Below are 22041 nucleotides of genomic sequence, written 5' to 3' on the forward strand. Positions count from 1 at the left end.
GTATCAAAAAAAGGTAGCGGAGAGTGGGTTAACACAAAGTATGTCGAGAAAAGGTAACTGCTTGGATAATGCGGTTGCTGAAAACTTTTTTGCTTTACTCAAAACAGAGATGTATCACAACCAAAGCTTTGAAGATGCAGATGCACTGATAGAGAAAATTAAAGAATACATCGAGTACTACAATACCAAACGTATAAAAGTGAAACTAAAAGGCCTGACTCCGATAGAATATCGAACTCAGGCCTTGAAAGCCGCTTAACAGAAATGTCCAACTTTATGGGGTCACTTCAATATCGCTGGCTTTTTCCTTTCCTGCTTGTCCTAAATCACTGACAACACAATATAGCTCAACTCAATAGGCATCGATGATAAGTTCGTTGACGACTAGCTTGTAACAAGGATGATGCCTATTTCAGATGGCTCATATTCTATCTCAGGCCTGATTTGAAGGGCTTAAAGAATAATCATCCCATCTCGATAAGTCAGTGCAGGAGAAACATCTTGCCCAAGCAACACCGGACCATCAAGGTCGACAACCTCAGACTGAACCGCGATAGGTAGCGCTGTACGCATAGCCAATGATGTACCAAGCATGCAACCCGACATTAGGGTGAACCCGAGCCTTTGCGCTTCTTCTGCAAGTACGAGGGCCTCTGTCAGTCCTCCCGTTTTATCTAACTTGATGTTCACCATTTCATACTTACCCAACAATGATGATAATTGTGAAGTAGTATGACAGCTTTCATCAGCACACAATGGGATAGGGTGTTTAATGTGCGCCAATGATGCATCGTGATCTTGCGGTAAAGGTTGTTCAATCATTGCGATATCAAACTCTGTCAGTTGAATAAACAACTCTTCGAGATTGATCCCTGTCCACGCTTCATTCGCATCTAATACAATTTTAACCTTTGGTGCCGCTTCTCTGACAGCTCGAACGCGCTCGACAATAAGATCCTGATCAAGCTTCACTTTCAGTAGTTTGGCACCGTTCGCGACATAATCTCTAGCCTGTTTTGCCATAGCTTCTACAGTACCAATGGAGACCGTCATCGCGGTAATGATTTGAGCCGGTAACTCAAACATACTATTTGGGAACTGTTGGTTATTTTGCTTGGCTTCCAAATCCCAAAGCGCACAGTCGACGGCATTACGTGCCGCTCCACCAGCTAATAAAGACTGAAGCTGATCTCTGAGCTCTTCAGGATCAGTCATACCTCGCTCAAACGCGGCTTCAAGTGAACTGGCAGCTTGTTGAATCTGCGCTAGCACTGACTCCGACGACTCACCATATCTTGGGTAAGGCGTACACTCCCCTTGAGCTCGTTTACCATTATGTTCAATATAAACACGAACGACATGACACTCTGTTCGGCTACCTCGGGATATACGAAAAGGCGTTTGCATCGCGATAGTAATAGGTTCTGCTGTAATCTTCATAATTTAACTCGGTTGATGTTCGCTTTGACAAATGGAAATAGAAAATGATGAGGTCGTTAAAGTGAATGTCACAAATGTTCGAACATTAATTGTACATTCAAATACACACAATTTAAGTCATAGAACTTAGGTCAATTGCCGATTGGGTTGTTTTTAATAACAACACTTCAATTTTAGGCTGGAGTAGTGCCGACCAAGCTTGGTATGCCTGAGCATTCAAGTGCAAATCATCACAACTGTATCTATTCGATAATAATTGGTTAGGGGCTAGCACCTTGTTTACATCTAAAAACTCAATCTCATGCTGTTCACAATAGGCTTGTAACCTTTGATTGAGCAGTGAAACCTGAACATTCAACCCCTGCAGCCTACACCCTACGTACAATGTAGATTGAACAAGAATTGAAATGCCTTGAGCTCGCCATGTGGTCAGTATCTCAATATAATTCTGATAGATATGATCGACACTGTAGCCTTGTGCAAGATCATTGATCCCTGCCATAAAACATACGAGCTTTGGCTTCACGTTCAAAGTGGTATCGATACGGCGTAGCATGCCGGCCGTCGTGTCACCAGCAAGGCCACGATTCACCATAGAGATCTCCCGGAAAATATCAGCCCAGGGTGCCCACTCGGTGATCGAGTCACCAAACATCACTAAGTCAACACTCGGGGAGAAATGGCGATGATTGTCTGCTGCCATGATGTAACGGCTCATACTATGACCTCGTTGCTGAATCTCAGATTGAATTGCGACCGACTTGAGAATTTCGCTGTCCGGCGTGGTGCGATCAAATTGAGCCAATAACGCTTCGATGTGAGGCTTAAAAGGGCTGAGATGTGTATCGAGGTGGTGGTGCTCTTTAAGGGAAGATAACCTCTCTAATAAAGTGTATAGAGACTGGGTTTGCCCCACTTCCTGGAATAACTGATATAAATCGAGGACAGGATGCTGTTGCAGTGCAGCAAGTAATTGCTCGTCTTCCATGGTGTTATCTAACCCTTCAATGGTCTGCTGATGGACTCAAGATAATATCCGATTACGTGTGGGATAGATAACACCAGAAGCGGTAAATTACTTTTCTGTAACTAATAGATGATTACGGTTATCACGGCTTTTTTTAATCAGCTCATTGCTCTCATCCATGTCATCAGATTTGGCAAGGCGATCGTAAAGCAGAACGTTCACACTCGCAGCTAAGTTCATACAGCCAACCGTTGGCACATAAACAACATGGTCAGCTCGATTAGCGACATCTTGAGAAATAGAACCGTCTTCTGGCCCAAAGATATAGATCGCGTTTTCCGGATGTTTAAAACGTGGCAGTGGCGTTGCACCTTCAGCCAACTCCACACATACGATCTTGGTTTCTGAATCAAGGTTATCTAAAAACGACTCTACGCCTATCAGTGGGATAGTGCGTGCTGCACTTTTAGTATCGGTGTGAAATTTAGCCGCCTTTTCGTAGCGTTGCCCTGTGTATTTAACTTCGTCGACTTGGTAGCAACCAGCCGCACGCATAACCGCCCCTACGTTTGTCGGGCTCTTTGGGTTAGTTAAACCAATAGTGACATGGCTTTTGTTCATGGGTCTTTCTCACTTAACGAATAGACATAGCTGGGTGCTATAAAGCGTGGCATTCTACCAAAGCAACAGCAAATACCAAAGCATCGAAAACGACTTCCTATAACGCCCCTCCCCCTGAAAACCTAAGTCGTTCAAAGCGAACCCCTAAGCATATCCAGTTTGTCAACAACACGTTCAATATTGCATCCATATCGAAAAAATGACACTGAACCTCTCAAGAAGCTGAAAATGGCACGAAAGCCTAGATCGCTCCCAACTGCTCAGACAGGAAATCGACTAACAGACGAACCTTTGAAGACAAGTTACGGTTTTGCGGATAAAGCGCCCAGATCCCCTCTTTATCATCTCGATAATCGGACAGCACCTCAACCAACTCCCCGGATTCTAAATCTTCACTCACATAGTATTCCGGTAATTGCACCAAACCAATGCTCTGCTTCGCCGCATCCAACAAGGCCAAGCCACTATTGCATTTGATACGTCCAGTGACACGAACCGAACGAGGGCGACCGTTTTCTTTGAAACGCCAATGCTCGAAACCACCAACCAAACATGGGTGATTGCTCAGTTCAGAGAGTGTATGAGGCTCCCCATAGCGTTCAATATATTCGGGGCTTGCACATACATAGAGCTGTCGTTGGGAAAGCTTCTTTGCGACTAAACTTGAATCTTCTAGCCGGCCAAGGCGAATTGCGACATCAACACCTGAGTCAATAAGATCGAGCCTTTGATTGGTCAACATCAGCTCAAGTTCCACCTGCGGGTAGCGCTTTAAAAACTGGTGAAGAAGTGGCGCGAGTTGCCGCTCACCATAGGTTACAGGAGCTGTGACTTTCAGTAGGCCTTTAGGCGTAGATTGCATCTGCGTGACCGCTAGCTCTGCCATTTCTAAACCTTCAACCAACAACTTACATTGCTGATAATAGAGTTGCCCGGCCTCTGTTAGCGAGACCTTACGAGTTGTTCGATTTAGCAATTTCACCGCTAAGCGTTCTTCCAGATTCGCCACTCTACGACTGATTTGAGCTACTGACGTCGTGAGTTTCTGCGCGGCACCAGTAAAGCTTTCACGCTCTGCGACTGCAACAAACTCACTGACTCCTTCCCAATTGGCCATACCTTTATCCTATGCTGAACCGGTTACCTCGACAGTGTATTGAAGTTATAAAATACTGTCACCTTACTTGATGTGCTCTGCGGATAAACCAACACGGCTCGACCAATGCATATAATGGTTCTCAACGCTGAGCACCATTTTTACCATTGACATAGTGCTTTCGGTAAAGAAAGGGCAATCTTATCCTTTGTTCGAAACTTATTTATCACCAATAGACGCAAAGACTGGAGAAGTGTGATAAATAACACCATAATGTAGGGCTCTAAAATAAATAGGTAAGAACATGAAAATTTGTGGTGTTGAAATCAAAGGTAACGATGCAGTCATCTGTCTTCTTTCTCTATCAGATGGTGTATTTAACATTCCTGATTGCCGAGTTTCTAAAGTTTCAATTAGCGACGCAAACGACACACAGAATATGAAAGACTTTCAATTCTCTTTTGCAAAGTTAATGGAAGATTACCAAGTAGATAAAGTTGTAATTCGTCAACGCCAAACGAAAGGCAAATTTGCAGGTGGTGGTTTCGGTTTCAAACTAGAAGCGGCAATTCAGTTGATCGATGGCCTAGACGTAGCGGTTGTGTCACCGGCCGACATCAAAGAAAGTATTAAGCGCAACCCTCTGATGATGAAGTTCAAAGAAACTGGCCTTAAGCAATACCAAGAAGCCCCGTTTACAACGGCATACGCTTGCTTGATGAAGCGCTAATCAAAAGCCGCTTACCAAAGTTTGATGCAGAAAGAGCCTGAGTATTCAGGCTCTTTTTTGTTTCTAGTTATCAGCTTTAAGTAGAATGAGTTTTGGTATACACATTACCGCTCTAACGCTGTTCGTCTGCGGGGCTTAATCCATTCGGGCTTCCTCACCACCAAATAAACCGCAGCGGCAGACAAGGCGAAGCCTATTGCACCATAGATGTCGAACGACTCACCGAAAATAAGCCAGGCTTGAATTGCAGTCGTCGGTGGAACTAAGTAAAACACTGAGGCCACACTTGAAGATGCGCCATGCTCTACCATGTAAAGCAACAATAATATGGCAACGCAAGACAAAACAACCACCAACCAGATTAGCGTCAGCGAGAATTCTACAGTCCAGTTTACCTGCATCGTTTCGTAACGCATTGCGAACGGCAGAAACAGCGACGCCGAAGCCAAATATTGCACCATAGCGCCGCCGACCATATCAGTACCCTGACAGAAGCGCTTCTGATACAGAGTGCCGCAGGTAATACCCACCAAAGCAACCAAACACAATATCGTTGCCAAGCCTTTTTGATCATCCGACTGCCATTCAATATTGCCCATCAACACCAAACTGATACCCGCAAAACCAAGCGCTAGTCCCAGCCATTGTGCCAAATTAAAACGCTGCGAAGTACAACTGATCATAATCAAGGCGGTAAGAATCGGTTGCAAGCCCACAAGTAGAGAACTTAACCCGGCGGGCATACCCATATCAATCGCCAGATAGGTGCCACCAAGGTAGAAACCATGAATCAAGATGCCAACCACACAAGCGTGGACGAATGCTCGACCACGAGGGATACGACGTTTAAGGATTGCAATCAAAACCAAGAACAGCACCACGTTCGCCACCATCCTCAGTGAGAGTAATGTTGCGGGCTCCGCGTATTCCACACCAAGACGTGCACCAACAAAGCCTGACGACCACAATATTACAAACACAAACGGAATCATTTTAATCAACATTACAAACCTCTGGTCAACGCTTCATCAATGCTGTTACCTTAGTTGGGTACAGATAACTAATAAAGATACAGATATAACACTTTAAATGGTTACAGATTGAGAGTAGGCAACGAGGAAGAAAAACATGGAAGCAGAACTCAGCGGCAATAAATATCTTGCTGCCGAACAACATATTAAGGCTCAGATCGATAAAGGACTTTTTCATCCAGATGATCGTCTCCCCTCAATCCGCCAGTTAAGCGAACAGCTTGGCGTGAGTAAAAATACCGTGATTCGTGCCTATCAAGAACTGGAAGCGACAGGTTGGGTTTATTCAGTACCCAAATCTGGCTATCGCGTCAAGGCGCCCAACAACACAAACTGGGATGCACTAAGCCAACCTCAAAAAGTCGATCTGTTGTCTGTCACCAAATCGGTACTCTCTCGTCCAAAAGGTCACCTGAAACTGTTGGCAGGCTCAGCACACCCGAACATCAACAACCCTGCGATTCGAAGCTTGTATGCCGAGATCGGTCGCCATAGCCGCTTGCAGACTCAGCTTCCTGGTTATTACCAACTGCCTCCTGGAGACGAGCAATTAGTAAAGCAATTGTTAAAGATCACCCATGATCTTGGTGTGCCTGCGGGATCGAAAGAGATTGCGATTACTCATGGTGCTCAACAGGCGATCAGTTTGGCATTACGTGCGCTCACCAAGCCCGGCGACATCGTGGCGGTCGAGTCACCGTGTTACTTCGGTAATCTACTTTTACTTGAATCACTTGGCTTGCAAGCCCTTGAAATACCAAGCAGTGTTAGCCACGGAATCGACATTCCTTCGCTACAGAGTGCGTTGGACAAATGGGAAGTGAAAACCTTACTGCTAACGCCAAACTTTACTAATCCAACGGGTTCACGGATGCCATTGGCGAATCGAAAAGCATTACTGGAGCTCACCGGATCTTTACCAATTATCGAAGACGATGTGTTCGGTAGCTTGGCATTCGATACACCCATCGCTAGCCTCAAAGAGCTCGATGACCAAGATAGAGTCATCTACGTCAACTCGTTGTCTAAAACCTTAGACTCACGCTTGCGAATCGGTTGGTTACTGTCGGGGCGCTACCAACCTTTGGTCGAAAAGTACCTTTTATGCGACAACATGGGCAGCTCAAACCTGATGCAATCCGCGGTGGGTCAATTCCTCACTACCGGTAAATATCGCAGCCATTTGTCTAAAATGAAGCGGCTCTACCAAACCAATCAAAAACAATTCCAAAGCCTGTTAATACAAGCACTAGATAGCCACCCACACCTTGTCGGGCAATACCACCTATCAAAACCTGAAGGCTCTTTTTTAAACTGGATAACACTGCCTGAATCGGTCGACAGCTACGCGGTCTATCAAGACTGTTTAAAACATAAGCTGGGAATTTTACCCGGCACAGTATTTGGAACCAACGATCAATATAAACACTGCTTGCGCTTCACTGTCGCCAATATTGAAGAGAGCAAAGAGTGGAAAGAAGGGGTTTTGACACTAGCGAAGATAATCGCTAAGCACGTACGTTAGATTGCCTTTCTAATTCCCCATTCAATCCAAACAACAAAGCCCAACAGGTAATACCTGATGGACTTTCTCTTTTTCTCAATTTTTATTGCCAGCGGCTACCAATATTCTGCATGAGCCAAGCCTTTAACGCAGTTCGATTTTTCACTCGTCACTGTAACTTCACCGCCAGTCAACGATTGAGCTAACCAACCGTGAGGAAAGCTTAATTTAAAGGGTGCTGGGATCTGCTCAACGGTAATTTGCCCAAAGCCCACTTTTGAATAGTAGTCAGGATCACCGTACGTCACTACAAGCTCGATACCCTGCTCTTTTAGAGCCTGCAAACCGAAGTTAATCAGTTGCTGGCCAATACCACGCTTTTGTACTTGAGTGCTCACCGCTACTGGCGAAAGTAAATACGCCTTTGTTTCATCGCCAAATGAAAGCGGCGTAAAGATAATCGCGCCAACAATCGTACTATCCGCATCCGACTCACTAGAATCGTCTTCAGCAACAAAGCAAAGTAGCTCTGTCGGAGCTGTGGTCGTTAAAAGATCGTTGGCAAGCTTACCCACTGTTTTACCTTCGTTCTCACCTTCTGAATTCGTAAAGGTTTGAGTGAAAACTTGAGTGATCGTTTCGATTTCGTTTGAATTATAATGTCTAAATTTCATGGTGTTACTCACTTACTTTAATTTCTTGAGCACAAAGAACTGATAATCAAAATCACGTTGTTCAGAACCTTTCGAAGGCTGTTGATCCAAACCGTTCTTTGATGTGCTGCTATCGAAAAATTGTTTAACTTCACTGTCGCAATCTACGAGCGCTTTTGAGTTCGGCATCGTTGCTTTAAGCGCTTCTACTCGCTTTTGAAAGGGCTGGTAATACGCAAGCCAACCAGCGTCGCTCATTGCAAAATGCTCCAAAACTTCATAACCCGCAGCTTGTGCCTGTTTAATTCGCTCGGATACCGTCGTCATGTCTGGGTACTCTTTTTGCCAGAACGCTTTGCTCGATTCGTTAGGTTGTTCGGTATTCCAGACTAAGTCATTGACGACCAATATGCCGTCATCACTGAGTAAATTTCGCCACTGCTTTAACGCCTTTTCAACCCCCATAATATAAGCACTGCCTTCCGACCAAATGAGATCAAACGACTGAGCTTCAAACGGCAGATCCATCATGCTCGCGCACACGGTTTGGACGTTGTTTTCTAAGCCAAGAGCCTGTGCTTGCTGAGTCAGAATATCTAAGCTCGGTTGATCATTATCTACCGCCGTTATTTGCACATCCGCTTGATGTTCTCCTAAGGCTTTCGCTAACACAGAGGTGGCAATACCTTTACCACAACCGATCTCAAGTACACGTTTGGGAGAAACCGTAACGTGTGCCAACGCCGCTAAAGTATCCTCTGCCGTTCCGGGCCCTAAGCGCTCTAAACCCTCAAAGATCACCTCAAAATCGGCCATGTACTGCTCATGATCGTTCATGTCTTTTGAAAGCCACTTTAGACGCAGTGCTTGCTTTTCATCAAAGCCTTGCTTAATTAACCAATCGAGATGCGCATCAGGCGCCACCTTATCCATCGACTCATGCCAATCTTGCAAACCACTCTCGCCTAACAAGGCCGATAGCAGCGCACGTGACCGCTGTTTCTGAGCAATCTCTTGGTCTAACTGTTCGAGTCGATTTTGTAACAAGGAGCGGTCAACCTTGGCATCCAAACACGCCTGACACTCTTTCAACGTCAGACCTCCTGCTTGTAACTGCTGCAACAATTTCACACGTTGCAAGTCACGTTCACAATAACTTCGATAACCATTACTGGTTCGTTGAGCTTCAATCAAACCCAACTTTCCATAATACAAAAGCGTGGAACGGCTCAGGCCAACAAGTTCAGCTAATTCAGATATGCGATACATCCACTTCTCCCTCATTTCTATCTATAAGATAAACTATGAAGCTGTAGTCAGGTCAACACTCAATAACGCATTACACTCTTCTTTTACTCATTTTCTTTTTCTAACTTCAAATCGGTAAGGTGAGTTAAGCGTATCTTTTAACCGTAGAAAGATTCGAGAGCGACATTGCTTCAACAAAATTCAAAAAAAGATGAATGGGTTAAAAACGGATTACAGTATCAACAGCCGCCACAATGGTATGTCTGTGTTAATGAGCGAAGATTAAAACCTCCCCCCCACAATACGGTAGATCAAAAAGACTCCGTTGTTAGCTCAGAGCTAGAACGGAGTCTTTGTCGTTTGGGGCCGGATAAACCGAACGGTTTAAGAATTACACCTTTTTCATGATCAACGCTTGTGCATTGAGCATCGCTTCTTTGGTACTGACATCCAAGGTTCTCACGTTCGCAAAGCGTTCTACTTCTTTAATCGCCACATCGTGAGCAAAGATCACCAACCTCGCCCTTTCAATGTCTTTCTGTGTAATTCGATTGCCTATTCCGTTGGCTCCTTGGGTTTCGACTTTAATCCGTACCCCAAGATGATGCGCCGCCTTTTCCAAAGACTTTGCCGCCAGAAAGGTATGGGCAACACCTGACGGACAAGAAGTGATCGCCAATACATCCGCTTGCCCCTCTTCCGTTACCGAGCCACCCGTGAACGGATTAGAATTCGCTTCGCCCTCGACCACGTTCTTCTTCAAAAGAATCACGATCAGCGCTGTTGTTAGAGCACCGGCTAATGTGCCCACAATATAGCCAATCTTGCCATCCACCACTGGTAGCACAATCCAGCCGCCCCATGGTGCATGGTTTACCACATGGAACATAAAGCCAACCACGTTACCGACAATACCACCAGCAACAACCGCAGGCAGAACGCGCGCAGGGTCAGCGGCGGCAAATGGGATCGCACCTTCACTGATGCCAATCATGCCCATGATGCCTGCAGCTTTACCCGCTTCACGTTCGTCGCGTTTAAATTTCTTTGGCGATAGGAAAGTCGCCAGTGCCATACCGAGAGGTGGCGTACAAATCGCAATCCCGACCCCACCCATCAACCATGGTTGAGTATTCACCTGAGTTTGGGCAAACAGCGTTGCAACTTTATTGATTGGGCCGCCCATATCAAAGGCCGTCATTGCGCCTAAAATACTGCCCAACACCACTTTTCCGGATCCTGCCATGCCAGTCAGCATTTGGTTCATCTCGAGCATCACTTGGGCAATCGGCGAGCCAATCACCCACATCACCGCACCACAGGTTACAAAGGTGCCGACAAGCGGATAAATGAAGATCGAGCTCAGCGAGATCATGCTGTCTGGCAGTTTGATCCTCTTGAGTAAATTAACCACAAAGCCCGCAAAGAAACCGACCACAATCGCACCAAGGAAACCGGTGTTGTATTGATCGACGGCGACCCAAGAGCCAATCATTCCGGGCGCTAAACCCGGTTTGTCAGCCATTGAATACGCGATGTAACCACCGAGTACCGCAGTAAACAGGGTTAACCCCGCAATGCCCATCTGTGCGATGTCAGCTAACACGCCACTTTCAGGTACGGCACCATGACCAGACATCATCACCGACAAAGACAAAAGCACACCACCTGCAACCACGAATGGGATCATGTGTGAGGTGCCGTATAACAAGTGTTCTTTGAGGCGATTAAGAGATTGTGCCCAAGGGCTGAGTGGCTCGACATACACTTCATGATGGCTAGAGGCGTAACTATCGAACGATTCAGAATTGGCTTCGAGAAACAGCTCTTGAGCTTCCTCAACTGACTCCACCGCCTTTAATTTTGTAACAAAGCCGTCTTCGATAAGTCTGGTCGAAATCTGAGCCAATACCTCGATATGGTGGTCGTCGTTGTTGTCCGGAGAAGCGAGCATAAAGAACACATCAGACAGTTCGCCGCCGTCTGCACCATAATCGATACCCGTTCGGCTGATACCTACCGCAACAGCAGGTTTCGCTACAGCACTGCTTTTCGCGTGTGGAATCGCAATACCATCGTCAAAGCCAGTATTACCGATGGCTTCGCGCTTCCATATGTCTTCAAGGAATTCACGTTTATTGGAGAGCTTACCGGCACGGTCAAGCAGTTCAACAAGCTCTTCAAATACCGCCTGTTTTGAGTCGGCTTGTAAATCTAAGCAGATGATCTCGGGCTCGATAATGTTGGTGATATCCATATGCAGCTCTGCCTCGTCTGATTTCAGACTGAAGTAATTAGGTAAGTGATAAGGTTAATAAGATGAAAAGATTAACGGTGTGAAGGCACTCAATATATAGGACTAAAGGTGCATTAACTGGATTATTGTAACCAAGAACTCAGAGTGTGACTTTCACCTTGGAATAAAAAACGCCAATCCATAAAATCCACAGAACCCATAACAATATCGTCCCTCCGCCATGCGAGCTTTCCATACTGGTTTTCCCATACAAGATAGGTTATGCAACGTAACAGGGACGAGATTAAGCCGAGAATAATAATGAGAATTGTAGCGGTGACTGCGTGCCCTACAGGCATTGCGCACACCTATATGGCAGCTGATGCTCTAAATAAAACAGCCCCTAAGTTCAACGTTTCAATCAAGGTTGAGACGCAAGGCGCTATGGGTATTGAAAACTTACTGACCGCCCAAGATATTACCCTCGCAGACAAAGTGTTGATCGTCTCTGATATCGACATCGACCAACCAAGCCGATTTGACCCAGCTAAAACCGTATTTGTTCCCATGGAAGAGGTGTTATTGAGTGTCGATAAAGTCTTCATTAAGCATTGTCGAACTTAAACTTTTGATGAACGAATACCAGATCACCTTCTTTGTTGACGATCCTGCCGCGAACTCACATGTCGCACAGCCGCTAACTCGCTTAGCGAAGAAGTTCAAAAGCAACATCCGCATTATCAACATCACTCAAAATCGCACCGCTGATCTCTCCAAATCCGTCGCGATGCTGCAAGTCGGTTTACTTCGTGGTGATTTGTGTCAGATCACCGCGGTCGGTATTGATGCAGAGCTGGCCTGTTTCGTTCTCAAAGATGTCATTGCCGAGCATTACGACATGGTTGGCTCACAAGTAAACCATGAGTTCTCTAACGATCTAATCCAACGCATGCCGCAGATATGCCCACCTTGTGACATTAAATGGCACCACGCTAAGGCGCAAACCCAACTGACCAAATTTGAGTGCTTAAAAGGGCTCGCTCATCTTGTTTATCCAGAAGATCCGGATGAACTGATTCTGGCCTTTATCAAGCGAGAAGAACGCTCCTCAACCTGCGTGTCACCGGGTATCGCCTTGCCGCATGTGATGTTTGAATCGACTCAAGATCTCTCGATTGCGGTTATCGTCAGTGACGACCCGATTGACTGGGCATCACGTATCGGCGAAGTGCATGTCGCCATTGCTCTTGTTCTACCAACCAAACCACAGCGTGAACACATTGTGGCAGCGACCAACCTAACTCGAAACCTACTTCACGATCAGGTCAATGAGCGTTTGCAAAAGACCCGCAGCAGTGTCGACCTACAAGCTCTATTAATGTACATCTCATCACGCCTTATTTAATCAACTAAATTGAACCACGATATTCAGTCGGCGTCCTACCAGTGCGATTCTTAAACACGCGACAGAAGTAGTTCACATCCTTAAAACCGCAACGTAGTGCCACTTCATTGAGCTTGAAATTGTATTTCTTAAGCATGAACTTAGCGCGGTCGACTCGAACACGGGTGATGTATTCTGCCAGCGTCATATGACCTTGTTGACGGAACATTCGCGACAAGTGATTGGATGAAATGCTAAAGCGCGAGGCAATGCTGTCTCGGGTGATCTGGCGATGGAAATTCTCTTGAATATAAATGCAAATGCCCTGATACACATCCTGCACGCGGCTGTGAGATTTCTCGACAGGCGCTTCTAACATTGCCTTGCTGTATTGCAGTAGAGCTTGCAGCAATAACTCATCCATCGGCTGCTTGTTACTCTCTCTCGCTAACGAGCTGAGCGCCTCCAGTATGTTATCAATTGCAAACCCAGAGCGAGTCTGAATACTGTGCTTTTGGATATCGTAAAAGCTCGCTTCCCCTTTGCGCTTACTCACCAAACTTAAACCAAGCTGACGACGGCCAAACAACATACTCAACACCGAACAATCGGTATCCCAGTTAGGTTTATTCCAGCAGTTGGATGGAATAAAAATCGCATCTCCGGCTTTGGCAATGACGTGAGTGATTTTGCGATCATGACTCTCCATTTCATTAATATACTCTCCGTCTAGCACCAGCTCTAAACGTGGAAAGTTCACCTGATAACTGCAAGCGGAAGGCGCGTGAAAGTCTCCAGCAAACCAGATGTTGTGAAACGGTTCTCGCTCATTTAACACCGACGAGATTAAGTCATGAAATATCATTATTCGAACTCTTATAGGCAGCAATAAGGCTACCGGAATAGATATACCTGTAACTGAAACATAGCGCTATTGAGCAAAATCACAATTTGAGACCTAGGTTACAAAAATCCAGAATTAGGAATAAATCTCCAGTACCGAAACTGATGGGGCACGTTATTTCCCAGATAACAAAACACGCCGAATCCCTTATAAATAAAAGCTTCAAAGCACGATAAACCTTGTCAATACAGGGCTAAAAACACCCGTTCGACTGATCAAAATCACACTCTATTTATAACGCAACAATCATCCAGTAAATGCGTTTTTTCTTCACTACAGAAGGCAAGTTTTAGATTCCAGAATACTCCTAACAAAATAAAAATAGAGTAGGGGTTCATTATGATCACGACATTGATCAATCAAGATTTGATTAAGCTTTCGCTTAGCGCTAATTCAAAAGAAGACGTATTTAAAGAGCTGATAGACGTGCTTTACGCACAAGGCAGAATCTCAGACAAAGCACAGTTTCTTGCCGACATTAAGGCTCGTGAAGAACAAGGTAATACCGGATTTGAAGAAGGTATTGCTCTGCCACACGCGAAAAGCAGCGCGGTGATCAAACCCGCGGTTGTGATCGGCGTCCATCAACAGGGTATCGAGTACGGTGCCGATGACGGTCAGCCTTCCAAACTGTTCTTTATGATTGCTTCTCCGGATGGTGGCGATAACCACCACATCGAAGTACTGGCAGAGCTTTCTTCAAAACTGATTGAAGAAGGCTTTATCGAAAACTTCATGAATGCTCAATCTGAACAACAAGCTTTGGAACTGCTGCTTAGCAAACCTGAGCCATCAGAAACCGAAACCAACGTTGAGAAACAAGGCTTCATCATTGGTGTGACAGGCTGCCCAGTTGGCGTTGCACACACGTATTTGGCCGCTGAAGCGCTAGAGAAAGGCGCAGCGGCGCTTGGCTACGACATCAAGGTCGAAACCAACGGCTCTATCGGTGTCAAAAACAGCCCGACTCAAGAAGAGATCGAACGCGCAGACGCGATTGTTGTCGCTTGTGACAAACAGGTCGACATGGCTCGCTTTGCTGGAAAACGTGTGATCAGCACTAACGTAAAAGCGCCCATCAAAGACGCGCAAGGTTTAATTCAACAAGCACTCAACGCGCCAAACTACCAAGCAGAGCAAGCGCCGACCAACCAATCTGTTTCAGAGAAAGCCTCGCAAGCACGTTCAGACCTTTATCGTTACTTGATGAATGGCGTATCTCACATGATCCCATTCGTGGTGACTGGCGGTCTTTTGATTGCCCTAGCATTAGCGATTGGTGGTGAGCCGAGTGAATCCGGCATGGCGATTCCTGCTGGTAGCATGTGGAACCAAATCCTAGAAGTGGGTGTGGTTGCCTTCACATTGATGATCCCGATTTTGGCGGGCTACATTGCTTACGCGATTGCTGACCGCCCTGCTCTAACTCCTGGTCTTATCGGCGGTTGGATTGCCAACAATGGCTCTTTCTACGGTGCTGATGCCGGTACAGGTTTCATTGGCGCAATCATCGCCGGCCTATTAGTCGGTTACTTCGTTAAATGGATTACCTCGTTTAACTACCACAAATTCGTTCAACCGCTTGTGCCTATCATGATCGCTCCGATCACTGGCTCTCTATTTATCGCGGGTCTGTTCATCTTTGTTATTGGTGCTCCAATTGCAGGGCTAATGGATGCACTTACTGCGCTGCTAACCAGCATGAGTACAGGTAACGTGGTTCTGCTTGGTATTGTTCTTGGTGGTATGGCCGGTTTCGATATGGGCGGTCCATTCAACAAGGTGGCGTTCCTATTCTCAGTCGGCATGATCGCCAGCGGTCAAACTCAATTCATAGGCGCAATGGCGTGTGCGATTCCTGTGGCTCCACTGGGTATGGCTATCGCAACCAGACTTGGTCGTAAGTTCGACCTGTTTGAATCTTCTGAAATTGAAGCGGGTAAAGCTGCTGGCGCAATGGGCTTGGTGGGCATCTCTGAGGGTGCGATTCCTTTCGCGGCTCAAGATCCGATGTCGGTTATCCCAGCCAATGTACTGGGCTCAATGACGGCAGCGGTTATGGCGTTCTCATTTGGCATTACCAACAGCGTTGCTCACGGTGGCCCAGTTGTCGCTCTGCTCGGTGCAATGAACTACCCAATGCTGGCACTGCTGTGCATGGCATCAGGTTCGGTCGTGACTGCGGTGACTTGTATCGCGCTTAAAAATCTACGCAAAGCCAAGCTAGCGGCTGCAACGGCTTAAGCCATTTTTAATGCCAATGGCTTGAGCCCTTCGACTCTACTGTTTTTAGTAGCTAATAGTTTTTTAGGAACGAATAAAGCTCAAGCCATATTTCCCTTCATGGTGATTTCGATGTCTGATTTTTCTTTAGCGAACGACTCGTTCGTACCACGCTTTTTCTACCCTATGACCAACGTAATTCAAAACTACGCATGGGGGAGCCCTTCTTCGTTCAACCAGCTGTTTGGTATTGATAACCCGTCTGGTGAGCCACAAGCGGAGATCTGGATGGGTGCTCACCCGAATGGTTGTTCGACGGTGATCGACAATGGTCAGCAAACCACGTTGTCGAACTTAATTGCCAAGAACCTCAACCTGTTTCTAAGCGAAAAAGTAGCCCGTCGTTTTGGTGAACTTCCGTATTTATTTAAGGTGTTAGCAGCAGAGAAAGCGCTCTCGGTTCAAGTACACCCAAACAAGCAACAAGCAGAATCTGGCTATGCTCTAGAGGAACAACAAGGCATACCAATGACGGCTGGCAACCGTAACTACAAGGATCCCAATCACAAGCCGGAGCTGGTGTATGCATTAACCGACTACACTGCGATGAACGGTTTTAGGTCGATAAGCGAGATCCTCGAGCACTTCCATTACCTCGACATTCCTGAACTGCACTCGATGGTTAACGATCTCGCGGGCGATCAAACCCCCAATGGATTAGCCAGCTTTTTCGCAAGCTTATTGTCGTTGCAAGGTGAACAAAAAGGCATGGCGTTAACAATGCTGCTGATGAAGGCGAAGCTTGCAGATGCCCCTGTGTTCCAGTTGATTTCAGAGTTGGAACAACAGTATCCGGGCGATGTTGGCCTGTTTGCTCCGCTGCTATTAAACGTGATCACGCTAAAGCCGGGCCAAGCCATGTATCTGGATGCCGAAACCCCCCACGCTTATATCAAAGGGACGGGCTTAGAAATCATGGCGAACTCAGACAATGTACTCCGCGCAGGATTGACGCCTAAACACATGGATATCAATGAATTAATCTCTTGTACTCAATTCAATGAAAAGCCTGCAGATAGGCTACTGCTCAGCCCGATTGAGCAAGGTGACGTGATGGAATACCAAATTCCAGTCGAGGATTTTAAGTTCTCTATCGTGCAAAACTCACATCAGAGAAAGATCACCACCGAAGGTGCCGAGATCCTACTGCCACTCGATGAATCCATGGTGCTAACCCATCAATGTGGTGAAACTTGTGTAATTGAGAAAGGCCAATCGGTTTTCATTCCCGCTTACGCAGAAAGCTACAAACTGGATTGCGTTGGACGTGTCGCACGCGCTTACAGCTAGCTCTACAAAGTAAATCTAACTCTCCCGAGTAGATACAAACATTAATCATGCCCTGCTTTGCGGGGCATTTTTGTTCCTAGTGCTTTTTTGTTCCTACAGCTCTTTTCTTCCTACAGAAAGTTATTTCAACACCGAAATACACCCTCAAATATGACTCACCTCACACTGGATGAATGATGCAAATCACACTTAATTTTGCTTGGTACAAATGTACAGTGAAGCGCTTTTATTTGCTATTTCGCGAATGCCGTTAATCCATTAATTTTAATTCAAGAACTTCAATAGTGAATGAGTTAATAAATGATCACACAGCTAACTAACGTCAATTTAATTAATAACAACCTTCAAGCGAATAATAAACAAGAACTGTTTGAAGAATTGGCAGGCATGTTATTTAAAAACAACCGAATCAGTAATAAAGAAGCCTTCTTGGCAGACATCGAAATTCGTGAATCTCAGAGCATTACCTCAATGGACGGCATCGCTTACCCACACTCAAAAAGCAAGGCGGTCACTGAGCCGGCAATCGCTGTCGGTGTTAAGCGTCAAGGTATCGAGTATGGCGATGAAGACGGCATCAACCCAACCGTATTTTTTATGATTGCTTCACCCGACAACGGTGCTGACCATCATATTTATGTACTACAAGAACTGTTTGGAAAATTCAGCGATGAATTTATTCAAGATATCCATAACGCAAAAGACGAACAACAAATCCTTAATATTTTAATTAATTCATAAGGCGTAGAAAATTATGAGCACCCTGACAACTCAAGCTACGAATACCAATAGTAATAACAATAGTAGCGACTATAAGAAATTCCTTAGTACCATGAAAGGTCACCTACTTTTCGGAACCTCACACATGCTACCTTTCATCGTAGCCGGTGGTGTTCTATTGGCTTTAGCAGTAATGGCATCGGGTAAAGGTGCGGTTCCAGCAGACGGCTTGCTGGCAGACATCTCGAATATCGGAATCAAAGGCCTTGTTCTTTTCCCAATCATTCTTGGTGGCTTTATTGGTTACTCAATTGCAGACAAACCCGCATTGGCGCCTGCGATGATCGCCTCTGGCATCATGGCTGATATGGGCGGCGGCTTCCTTGGCTGCATCGTGGCGGGCTTCATCGCCGGTGGCGTAGTGCTTCAACTTAAGAAGATCCCACTTTCTACCAATATGACAGCACTGGGTGCTTACTTCATCTACCCGCTTGTCGGTACACTAATCTCTGCAGGTATCGTACTGTGGGGCATCGGTGAGCCAATCAAACTGTTCATGGCTTCAATGAACGAGTTCCTAGCGTCAATGGCGGGTGCGTCTAAGATGGTTCTAGGCACAATCCTTGGTGGTATGACGGCATTCGATATGGGCGGCCCTATCAACAAAGTCGCCACCCTATTCGCTCAAACTCAAGTAGACACACAACCATGGCTAATGGGCGGCGTAGGCATCGCGATTTGTACCCCGCCTCTAGGTATGGCACTGGCGACTTTCCTATTCAAAAACAAGTTCTCTAAACAAGAGCAAGAAGCAGGTAAAGCGGCAGCAATCATGGGCTCTATCGGTATCTCTGAGGGGGCTATCCCATTCGCAGCCAATGACCCAATGCGCGTACTTCCTTCAATCGTTGCCGGTGGTATCGTTGGTTGTGTGTTTGGCTTCATGACAGACGTTCTACTGCACGCACCTTGGGGCGGCCTAATCACGGCGCCAGTATCAAGCAACATTCCAATGTACGTGGTTGGCATTGCACTTGGCTCGCTAACCACAGCAGTTATCGTAGGACTCTGGAAGCCTGTTGTGGTTGAAACGGAAGAAAATATGGTTGAAGCGCCAGTACAAGCTCAAACGGCTCCTGTAGCAGGCGAAGGCGAGTACGACATCGTCGCTGTAACATGTTGCCCTTCAGGCGTTGCACACACCTTCATGGCAGCAAAAGCACTCGAGAAAGCAGGCTTAGCCGCTGGCCTTAAGATCAAGGTAGAAACACAAGGTCAAAACGGTATTCAGAACCGCATCACCGACCTAGATGTAGCGAACGCAAGACTGGTTATCTTGGCTCACGATATTCAGGTGAAAGACGCTCACCGCTTTGCTAACGCGAACGTGATTGAGTGTTCAACCAAGGAAGCAATGAAGAAAGCCGCAACTATGGTGGCTATCTAAAAGAATCCATAAATTAGTGAATGCTCACTATTGATAAAGTCACGACCCCCTAGTAACCAAAATCCCCATTCGTCAGTCAACGAATGGGGATTTCTTTGTCCTTAAATCGTCACAAAAAAATCTTCTCGATACACGTTATTTATGTGTTGAAAGTTGAATTATGCTATTGAACATGGTTCTGTTTCAGAAGTAAGACTTTCTCTTAACTGTTGCGATGGCATCGGGTAGCCAAGATAATAACCTTGGGCTTGTTCGCAATTTAATGTTTCCAAAATTGCCAATTGTTGAGCATTTTCAACCCCTTCCGCCACAGCATGAATACCAAAACCACGCGCGATATCAATGATACCCGAGGTAATCGCCCGCGAACGGTAATTGGTCTCTAAGTCTTTAATATAACTACGATCGACTTTGATTTCATCTACGTCCAATTTATTAAATATACTAAAGGAAGTGTAGCCAACACCAAAGTCATCGATCGAAAAAGACACTCCTTGCTTTTTCAATTTCTGAACCGCACGCGCACATTGGTCTATATCTTTTAAAATCGCCGTTTCTGTGATTTCGAGGCACAACAAACGTGCAAAATCGGGATCCCTTCGTAGATAATTATCAAGGTAATCCATGTCATCAACGCTATTTAGCTCAACCGCTGAAATATTAACCGAAACGCTGTTCAACTCTTTGCCCAGCAAACCGCAAGTTCTAAGTTGTTGCGAAGTCTTTTCTAGAACTAGCATAGTTAAATCTCGGCAAAATTGATGCTCTTCAGCTAGCGCAATAAATACCTCAGGTGAGACAACCCCATAACGTTCATGTGTCCAACGAGACAACACTTCCACACCCACAACGAGCTTACTCTTAATGTTGTATTTTGGCTGGAACACGACCTCAAGTGTTTTTTCATCAATCGCTTTACGCAGTTCAAGCACCATTTCTTGTCGATGACGTTCAAGTTCAGTCAGTTTTGGGTCATGAAACTCAATTGCATTTTTACTTTTCTTTGCTTGGCCCAACGCATGGGTAGCCGAGGCCATCAGTTGCTTTGCGTTATTGCCATCAGAGGGAAATAGAGCAGCACCAATACAACAGGTCGCTGCAATATCATAGCGATAAGCACATTCACTGAATCTGCGATGAACAAGCGCAATGTGAGATTCAATTTGCTCAGTATCATTGAGTTTGATTAAGGATGCGAATCCGTCTGAATGCACTCGGGACGAGAGCAGTTGATGTTCAACGGGAAGTTCAATGGATCGTGCGATATCTTTTAAAAATGCATGGGTGTTTTCGAAACCAATTTGGTCAGCGATAGTTTTGAAATCATCAATGTCGAGTAAGAAGAGGATATAACGGTCACTGGTATCAGAGCTTTTTAGTCTTTTTTTAAATATCTAAAAAAGACCGAGGGGCTGTGGAGTCCTGTCACACTATCAAGGTCGTTGGCACTCTCTAAGTCTCGATTGTTTTTTTTAACTAATACCCACAATAAAAAAGACGTCATAACAATAAAGACAAGGCCTTTGAATGTTTGGAAAAAGGCATGCTCCTGTAAGTCATTTGATAATGCCTCCACCGCAAGATCAGAAAACAAAATCCATGATGATGAAAGCACTAAGTAACTGAATACTATATTTACAGGGTACCGCTTTGTCTTATCCATCATGAGTTGTTATCTCTCAATCTAATCTATTTTGTTCATGTTTTATAAACGACCAACAACATACCATTAACACGAGTAACACTCTACTGTTCGAGGGCTTTCTTGTTAATCCTCGCCTATCAATTTATGACTCTGTACGACGCTTGCCTTTTATGATTAAAGGATGCCCACAATAGAGTGAGTGTCCACAACTCGACCGACCCAAATTAAGGGTTACTGCTACCTATAGCCTTGGTTGAGAACGAACCGTTTTCGAGTGATTCTTCAGCCACTATCGTATTTCGCCCTTTAAGCTTTGCTTGATAAAGTGCCTGATCGGCACGGTCGACACAATCCTTCCATCTTTCATTTCCTGAAAATAGACTCAAACCAAAACTCGACGTGATTTGTAGTGACGGATGCTGTGCAAATTTGAGCTTTTGGATAGCGACTCGCAAGTTCTCTGAAAGAGCGGAGGCTTTGTCTAGATTCGAATAGGGTAGCCAGATAAGGATTTCATCACCTCCAAGTCGAAAAACTTTATTGGGTGGTTCAACTAAACTCACCACTGTTTTAGCGATCGCTTTTATTACGTCGTCACCGACGAGATGCCCATACCGATCATTCACTTGTTTAAACTTATCGATATCCAATAATGCAATACAAACAGGTTTGCTATTCTCTAGGGCTTTATGCCTTTGTACCGCTTCATCTAAAGCTCGGCGATTCTGTAACGTAGTAAGTGGATCTTGTTGCGAAATACGTTGAAGTGAATAGACAAGCCTAGCATTGATAAGCCAAAGCATTGAAAAGGACATAGAGACAATAAGGATAATACTTAAAAT

Annotated in this window: 19 protein-coding genes and 1 pseudogene; 9 read left to right on the forward strand and 11 right to left on the reverse strand. The window is 45.4% G+C overall.

The window, feature by feature from the left end; translation table 11 throughout:
- The coding region (locus L4B77_RS16025; protein ID WP_429748586.1) for an IS3 family transposase at window positions 1-259 on the forward strand (259 nt) is incomplete at its 5' end.
- Between the two features lie 194 nt (window positions 260-453).
- On the opposite strand, the gene dgcA is transcribed toward L4B77_RS16025, so the two are convergent.
- From dgcA to L4B77_RS16045, 4 genes are all read right to left on the reverse strand, one after another.
- The gene (gene dgcA, locus L4B77_RS16030) at window positions 454-1440 is read right to left on the reverse strand and encodes an N-acetyl-D-Glu racemase DgcA (protein ID WP_429751639.1); all 987 of its coding nucleotides are present in this window, start codon (window positions 1438-1440) and stop codon (window positions 454-456) included.
- Between the two features lie 112 nt (window positions 1441-1552).
- Complete coding sequence (locus L4B77_RS16035) at window positions 1553-2428, reverse strand: SGNH/GDSL hydrolase family protein (RefSeq protein WP_429751641.1); 876 nt, start codon at window positions 2426-2428, stop codon at window positions 1553-1555.
- 87 nt (window positions 2429-2515) lie between these two features.
- Entirely contained in the window at window positions 2516-3028 is a 513-nt protein-coding gene (locus tag L4B77_RS16040; RefSeq protein WP_261840344.1) for an RNA methyltransferase, read from the reverse strand.
- A gap of 241 nt (window positions 3029-3269) precedes the next feature.
- Window positions 3270-4145, reverse strand: a complete 876-nt coding sequence (locus L4B77_RS16045) for a LysR substrate-binding domain-containing protein (RefSeq protein WP_261840345.1) — start codon at window positions 4143-4145, stop codon at window positions 3270-3272.
- Window positions 4146-4428: 283 nt separating this feature from the next.
- Here L4B77_RS16045 and L4B77_RS16050 point away from each other — a divergent pair, with 283 nt between their 5' ends.
- Window positions 4429-4854: a DUF3010 family protein gene (locus L4B77_RS16050; RefSeq protein ID WP_429751644.1), complete on the forward strand. Its 426-nt coding sequence runs from the start codon at window positions 4429-4431 to the stop codon at window positions 4852-4854.
- A gap of 104 nt (window positions 4855-4958) precedes the next feature.
- Here L4B77_RS16050 and L4B77_RS16055 read toward each other — a convergent pair whose 3' ends face one another.
- Window positions 4959-5858 (reverse strand): DMT family transporter, encoded by a 900-nt coding sequence (locus L4B77_RS16055; RefSeq protein ID WP_429751646.1) that lies wholly within the window; start codon window positions 5856-5858, stop codon window positions 4959-4961.
- Window positions 5859-5982: 124 nt separating this feature from the next.
- Here L4B77_RS16055 and L4B77_RS16060 point away from each other — a divergent pair, with 124 nt between their 5' ends.
- Window positions 5983-7410, forward strand: a complete 1428-nt coding sequence (locus L4B77_RS16060) for an aminotransferase-like domain-containing protein (protein ID WP_429751648.1) — start codon at window positions 5983-5985, stop codon at window positions 7408-7410.
- A gap of 95 nt (window positions 7411-7505) precedes the next feature.
- On the opposite strand, the gene L4B77_RS16065 is transcribed toward L4B77_RS16060, so the two are convergent.
- The 3 genes from L4B77_RS16065 to L4B77_RS16075 all read right to left on the reverse strand — a co-directional run bounded on the left by L4B77_RS16065 (window position 7506) and on the right by L4B77_RS16075 (window position 11547).
- Entirely contained in the window at window positions 7506-8075 is a 570-nt protein-coding gene (locus L4B77_RS16065) for a GNAT family N-acetyltransferase (protein WP_429751650.1), read from the reverse strand.
- Window positions 8076-9311 (reverse strand): MerR family transcriptional regulator, encoded by a 1236-nt coding sequence (locus L4B77_RS16070; RefSeq protein ID WP_261840349.1) that lies wholly within the window; start codon window positions 9309-9311, stop codon window positions 8076-8078. It abuts the gene before it with no gap.
- A gap of 370 nt (window positions 9312-9681) precedes the next feature.
- On the reverse strand, window positions 9682-11547 hold the full coding sequence (locus tag L4B77_RS16075; protein WP_429751653.1) for a fructose-specific PTS transporter subunit EIIC: 1866 nt from the start codon (window positions 11545-11547) through the stop codon (window positions 9682-9684).
- A 300-nt stretch (window positions 11548-11847) separates the two neighbouring features.
- On the opposite strand from L4B77_RS16075, the gene L4B77_RS16080 reads away from it, so the two are divergent.
- Window positions 11848-12150, forward strand: coding sequence for a PTS fructose transporter subunit IIB (locus L4B77_RS16080; protein WP_261840351.1), 303 nt, complete (start codon window positions 11848-11850; stop codon window positions 12148-12150).
- Between the two features lie 7 nt (window positions 12151-12157).
- Complete coding sequence (locus L4B77_RS16085; RefSeq protein ID WP_261840721.1) at window positions 12158-12931, forward strand: PTS sugar transporter subunit IIA; 774 nt, start codon at window positions 12158-12160, stop codon at window positions 12929-12931.
- 4 nt (window positions 12932-12935) lie between these two features.
- Here the strand turns inward: L4B77_RS16085 and L4B77_RS16090 are convergent, their stop codons facing one another.
- Window positions 12936-13775, reverse strand: coding sequence for a helix-turn-helix transcriptional regulator (locus L4B77_RS16090; protein WP_429751655.1), 840 nt, complete (start codon window positions 13773-13775; stop codon window positions 12936-12938).
- 378 nt (window positions 13776-14153) lie between these two features.
- Here L4B77_RS16090 and L4B77_RS16095 point away from each other — a divergent pair, with 378 nt between their 5' ends.
- From L4B77_RS16095 to L4B77_RS16110, 4 genes are all read left to right on the forward strand, one after another.
- Window positions 14154-16058 (forward strand): PTS fructose transporter subunit IIABC, encoded by a 1905-nt coding sequence (locus L4B77_RS16095; RefSeq protein ID WP_429751658.1) that lies wholly within the window; start codon window positions 14154-14156, stop codon window positions 16056-16058.
- A 111-nt stretch (window positions 16059-16169) separates the two neighbouring features.
- Window positions 16170-17387, forward strand: a complete 1218-nt coding sequence (gene manA / locus L4B77_RS16100) for a mannose-6-phosphate isomerase, class I (RefSeq protein WP_429751660.1) — start codon at window positions 16170-16172, stop codon at window positions 17385-17387.
- A gap of 300 nt (window positions 17388-17687) precedes the next feature.
- Window positions 17688-18128, forward strand: coding sequence for a PTS sugar transporter subunit IIA (locus L4B77_RS16105; protein ID WP_429751662.1), 441 nt, complete (start codon window positions 17688-17690; stop codon window positions 18126-18128).
- Between the two features lie 13 nt (window positions 18129-18141).
- A complete protein-coding gene (locus tag L4B77_RS16110; protein WP_372041484.1) occupies window positions 18142-19554 on the forward strand; it encodes a PTS fructose transporter subunit IIBC in 1413 nt (470 codons plus the stop codon).
- A 158-nt stretch (window positions 19555-19712) separates the two neighbouring features.
- Here the strand turns inward: L4B77_RS16110 and L4B77_RS16115 are convergent.
- A pseudogene (locus tag L4B77_RS16115) lies at window positions 19713-21217 on the reverse strand (putative bifunctional diguanylate cyclase/phosphodiesterase).
- Between the two features lie 206 nt (window positions 21218-21423).
- Window positions 21424-22041: GGDEF domain-containing protein (locus tag L4B77_RS16120; RefSeq protein WP_429751664.1), on the reverse strand; the 618-nt coding region annotated here is incomplete at its 5' end.

The organism is Vibrio minamisatsumaniensis (assembly GCF_050337445.1).
GTDB lineage: Bacteria > Pseudomonadota > Gammaproteobacteria > Enterobacterales > Vibrionaceae > Vibrio > Vibrio artabrorum.

Bases quoted from the DNA above. Each gene is read 5' to 3' on its own strand.
- dgcA (WP_429751639.1), bottom strand. From the start codon at position 1,440: ATGAAGATTACAGCAGAACCTATTACTATCGCGATGCAAACGCCTTTT.
- L4B77_RS16035 (WP_429751641.1), bottom strand. From the start codon at position 2,428: ATGGAAGACGAGCAATTACTTGCTGCACTGCAACAGCATCCTGTCCTC.
- L4B77_RS16040 (WP_261840344.1), bottom strand. From the start codon at position 3,028: ATGAACAAAAGCCATGTCACTATTGGTTTAACTAACCCAAAGAGCCCG.
- L4B77_RS16045 (WP_261840345.1), bottom strand. From the start codon at position 4,145: ATGGCCAATTGGGAAGGAGTCAGTGAGTTTGTTGCAGTCGCAGAGCGT.
- L4B77_RS16050 (WP_429751644.1), top strand. From the start codon at position 4,429: ATGAAAATTTGTGGTGTTGAAATCAAAGGTAACGATGCAGTCATCTGT.
- L4B77_RS16055 (WP_429751646.1), bottom strand. From the start codon at position 5,858: ATGTTGATTAAAATGATTCCGTTTGTGTTTGTAATATTGTGGTCGTCA.
- L4B77_RS16060 (WP_429751648.1), top strand. From the start codon at position 5,983: ATGGAAGCAGAACTCAGCGGCAATAAATATCTTGCTGCCGAACAACAT.
- L4B77_RS16070 (WP_261840349.1), bottom strand. From the start codon at position 9,311: ATGTATCGCATATCTGAATTAGCTGAACTTGTTGGCCTGAGCCGTTCC.
- L4B77_RS16075 (WP_429751653.1), bottom strand. From the start codon at position 11,547: ATGGATATCACCAACATTATCGAGCCCGAGATCATCTGCTTAGATTTA.
- L4B77_RS16080 (WP_261840351.1), top strand. From the start codon at position 11,848: ATGAGAATTGTAGCGGTGACTGCGTGCCCTACAGGCATTGCGCACACC.
- L4B77_RS16085 (WP_261840721.1), top strand. From the start codon at position 12,158: ATGAACGAATACCAGATCACCTTCTTTGTTGACGATCCTGCCGCGAAC.
- L4B77_RS16090 (WP_429751655.1), bottom strand. From the start codon at position 13,775: ATGATATTTCATGACTTAATCTCGTCGGTGTTAAATGAGCGAGAACCG.
- L4B77_RS16095 (WP_429751658.1), top strand. From the start codon at position 14,154: ATGATCACGACATTGATCAATCAAGATTTGATTAAGCTTTCGCTTAGC.
- manA (WP_429751660.1), top strand. From the start codon at position 16,170: ATGTCTGATTTTTCTTTAGCGAACGACTCGTTCGTACCACGCTTTTTC.
- L4B77_RS16105 (WP_429751662.1), top strand. From the start codon at position 17,688: ATGATCACACAGCTAACTAACGTCAATTTAATTAATAACAACCTTCAA.
- L4B77_RS16110 (WP_372041484.1), top strand. From the start codon at position 18,142: ATGAGCACCCTGACAACTCAAGCTACGAATACCAATAGTAATAACAAT.